General features: G+C 72.9%; 3 protein-coding genes. 1 reads left to right on the top strand and 2 read right to left on the bottom strand.

The window, feature by feature from the left end; genetic code table 11:
- Positions 1 to 32 precede the first annotated feature (32 nt).
- Together SSBG_RS00745 and SSBG_RS00740 are read right to left on the bottom strand one after the other, a co-directional pair.
- Positions 33 to 1352, bottom strand: coding sequence for an ABC transporter substrate-binding protein (locus SSBG_RS00745; protein ID WP_008744334.1), 1320 nt, complete (start codon positions 1350 to 1352; stop codon positions 33 to 35).
- A 636-nt stretch (positions 1353 to 1988) separates the two neighbouring features.
- On the bottom strand, positions 1989 to 2204 hold the full coding sequence (locus SSBG_RS00740; RefSeq protein ID WP_037868597.1) for a hypothetical protein: 216 nt from the start codon (positions 2202 to 2204) through the stop codon (positions 1989 to 1991).
- A 385-nt stretch (positions 2205 to 2589) separates the two neighbouring features.
- Here SSBG_RS00740 and SSBG_RS00735 point away from each other — a divergent pair.
- Positions 2590 to 3528, top strand: a 939-nt coding sequence (locus SSBG_RS00735; RefSeq protein ID WP_008744332.1) for a lactonase family protein, incomplete at its 3' end; no start/stop codon positions are given.

Raw genomic sequence — 3528 nt, 5'->3', positions numbered from 1 at the left:
CCCGCTCGTGCGCGGGACCCCCGGGCGGACCGTCAGCCGATCGACTTGTCGATGGTCTGGGTGGCCGCCTTCCAGGCGTCGGCGGGCTTGGTGCCGCGCTGTTCCATGTTGTTGATCTGCTTCGAGATCTCGTCCTTGATCGCCGCGTCCTTCGCGCCGAGGACGGCCTCGGGGATCGCCTGCGCCTCGGCCGCGTAGATCTCACCGATGGGGGCGTTGTTGAAGTACGGGAGCGTCGCGCTCTTCACGTCGGCGAGGTCGTACGCCTTCTTGTTCGACGGGAAGATGCCGACGGCCTTGAAGGTCTTCGCCTGCTGCTCGGGGGCGGTGAGCCACTTGACCAGCGCGGTGGCCTCCTTGACGTGCTTGCCGCCCTTCGGGACGCTCAGGAAGGAACCGCCCCAGTTGGCGGCCGTGTCGCCGGGGGCCTTGGCGATGTCCCACTTGCCCTTGAAGGCGTCGCCGGAGTTGGTCGAGATCTGGGCGGCCATCCACGCGGGGCAGGCCACGGTCGCGATCGTGCCCTTGCGCAGCGCGTTCGTCCACGGGTCCTGGAACTGCGCGAGGCCCTGGCTCAGCTTCTTGCCGGCGACCTCGGCGGCCAGGTTCCAGCCCTGCTGGACGCTGGCGCTGTCCTTGTAGACCGCCTTGCCGCTCTTGTCGTAGTACTGCTCGGCGTTCGAGGAGACGACGGCGTTGAACATCGCGCTCGCGGAGTCCATGAAGTACGTGCCCTCGGGCGCCTTCTTCTTGTACTCCTGGCCGAGCTTGATGTAGTCCTCCCAGCCGCCCGCGACGGCCCTGGCCACTGTCTCGCGGTCGGCGGGCAGCCCCGCCTGCTCGAAGAGGTCGCGGCGGTAGCACAGGGACATCGGGCCGATATCGGTCCCGGCGCCGATGACCGCGCCGTCCTTCGTCGTGGCCTGCTTCTCCTTCCAGGAGACCCAGTCGCCCACGTCGATCGACGTGCTGAGGTCCACGAACTTGTCCGCCTGGGTGTCCGTGACCTCCTTGACGCGCCCGACCTCGACGCCGACGACGTCACCGAGACCGCTGTTGCTGTTGAGCTGCTGGAGCAGCTTCGGGTAGTAGTCCGCCTCGTTCGCGGTCGTGTCCTCCTTGACCGTGATGTCCGGGTGCAGCTTGTGGTACTCGGCGAAGAGCTTCGCCTCCTTGTACCCGAACTGGCCGTAGTCGGCGACGGTCAGGGTGATCGACCCGTCGGACGCCTTGTCCGAGGAGCCGGAGTCGTCACTGCAACCGGTCAGTACGAGGGCGCAGGCCGTCAGGGCCGTGGTGGCGAGGACCACGTTCTTTCTGACGCGGCCCGGGGCCGTGCGGGTGATGCGCATTCCACTACTCCTAGGTTCCGGCAGCGGTGCCGGGTCGGGAAGGCGGCGTGCGGGAGCGGGTGACGCGGCGGGCCGCCGGGCACGACGGGCCGCACGAAGGCGCGCGACTCCGGTGAGGAGCGCTCCCACAGTGCGACATGGGAGCGTTCCCACGTGCTGCCGGAAGGGTGCTGTGCGGGCCGATGGCCTGTCAAGAGATGAAGTCGGTTCTGTTGCCCGCGCATGTCGTACGGGAGCCGGGTACGGGCCTCGCGGCACCGCCACGGGGGCGGACCGGGCGCGAAAAGCGCAGCTCACGCCGTGCGTTCGGTCCCAGGGCCTCGCTTTGGTAGCCGTGGGGTCACGAAGAGGCCACGTTCAGGACCTGGCGACAGGCAGCGGCGGCGTGGGGCGGGGGAGGGGCGGGCTCGCGCGAGGGGTCCCGCCGCGGGGACCTCTCCCCCCGCGAGGGCTCGCCGAAGGGGTCGCGCTCAAGGGGTGAGGAGGCGTCAGGAGTCGCGTGTGCGGGGCCCGTCGGAGCGAGGGCGCCCGAGGCGCGCGGGGTCCTGGTCCGGGAGCAGCCGCGAGGGCGTCGGGCCGGGCGGCCCGGCGGGCGCGGTCACGTGGAGTGGGGGAGGGGGCCGGGACGCTCGCGGCTCAGCGGGTGCCGCGACCCGTCGTCGCCGACGGCCGGCGCGCGGGGGGCTCGTCCGCCGACTCGGGGACCTTCACCATCACGAGCCTGCGGGCGGCGCCGAGCCGGCGGCGCAGACCGCGGTGCGTGTGCCGGGCGAGGACGAGGCCCAGCGCCAGGGAGGCGAGGAGCCAGGCCCCGAGGACGACGAGGATCACGCCGAGAAGACTCACGGCCATCGCCGCCTTTCCGTCGTAGAGGCCCGCGCGTGGCATCCGTACCCCCCGTGTGACCGCTGAGGGGTGGTCGTACACCTGTGCTGTACGGGAAACAGTACGCCCTTGACGGCCGCTCACGCGGAGGGCCGGGTGTGGGGAGAGATTGTGTGCGGGACGCTCGCCCGCACCGCGGAAGCGCACTGTGGGCACGGGCAGGCGGTCACCGCGAGCACGGGCAGGCGGTCCACGCGCGGGCGGGGGGCGCGCCCATCCTGCCACCCGCTTCCCCGCGCCTCCCCCACCCGCGCCCCCCTCCCCACCAGCGCCGCCCCCGGTCACCCCTGCTGCTACCGTCGCCCGGGGCGTCCCGGAGGGGGGCGCCCGCCGGGTGAACAGGGGTGGAGCAGTGGACGGTACGTGGGCCGGGCGGGCGTACATCGGATCATTCACGGCCGGTGGGGGCCGGGGCGTCACGAGCGCCCTCGTGGACGCGGACACCGGGGCGCTGACCCCGCAGGCGGTCACGGAGACGGTGCCCGACCCCTCCTTCCTCGCCCTGGACGCCGCCGGGGAACGCCTCTACGCGGTCAGCGAGACCGCCGAGGGGGCCGCCGTGGCGCTCGACCTCACGGCGGGCGCCCCCGCGCCGCTCGGCCCGCCCGTACCCGTACGGGGTGAGGGCCCCACGCACCTGTGCCTCTACGACGGGCACCTCCTGACCGCGAACTACAACTCCGGCAGCGTCTCGGCGCTCCCCGTGCGCGCCGACGGCGGTCTCGGCCCCGTCTCGGGCGTCCTCACCCACAAGGGCTCCGGGCCGCACCCGCAGCGCCAGCAGGAGCCGCACGCCCACCAGGTGCTGCCCGACCCCTCGGGCCGCTGGGCGCTCACCGTGGACCTCGGCACCGACTCGGTGCGGGTGCTGCGGATCGAGGACGGCGCGCCGGTCGTGCACCGCGAGTTCGCGCTGCGCCCCGGCTCCGGCCCGCGTCACCTCGCCTTCCACCCGGACGGGGGACACCTGTATCTCCTCAACGAGCTGTCACCCACCCTCACGGTGTGCCGGTGGGACGCCGCCACCGGCGCGCTCAAGGCGGTCATGGAGAGCGCGCTGCTCCCGCTCGCGCCGCAGGGCGACGCCTACGGCTCCGGGGTGCGGGTCTCGCCGGACGGGCGCTGGCTGTGGGCCGCCGTGCGCGGCGAGGACGTCGTCTCGGTCTTCGCGCTCGCCGGCGACGAGGCGCGGCTCGTGACGACGGTGCCGTGCGGCGGCACGTGGCCGCGCGACCTCGCGGTGCACCCCAGCGGCCGCTTCCTGTACACGGCCAACGAGCACAGCGGGAAC

This window comes from Streptomyces sp. SPB074, assembly GCF_000154905.1.
Taxonomy (GTDB): Bacteria; Actinomycetota; Actinomycetes; order Streptomycetales; family Streptomycetaceae; genus Streptomyces.
Note: the sequence above shows the minus strand (reverse complement) of the source record. Positions and strands in the feature narration are given on the sequence as shown.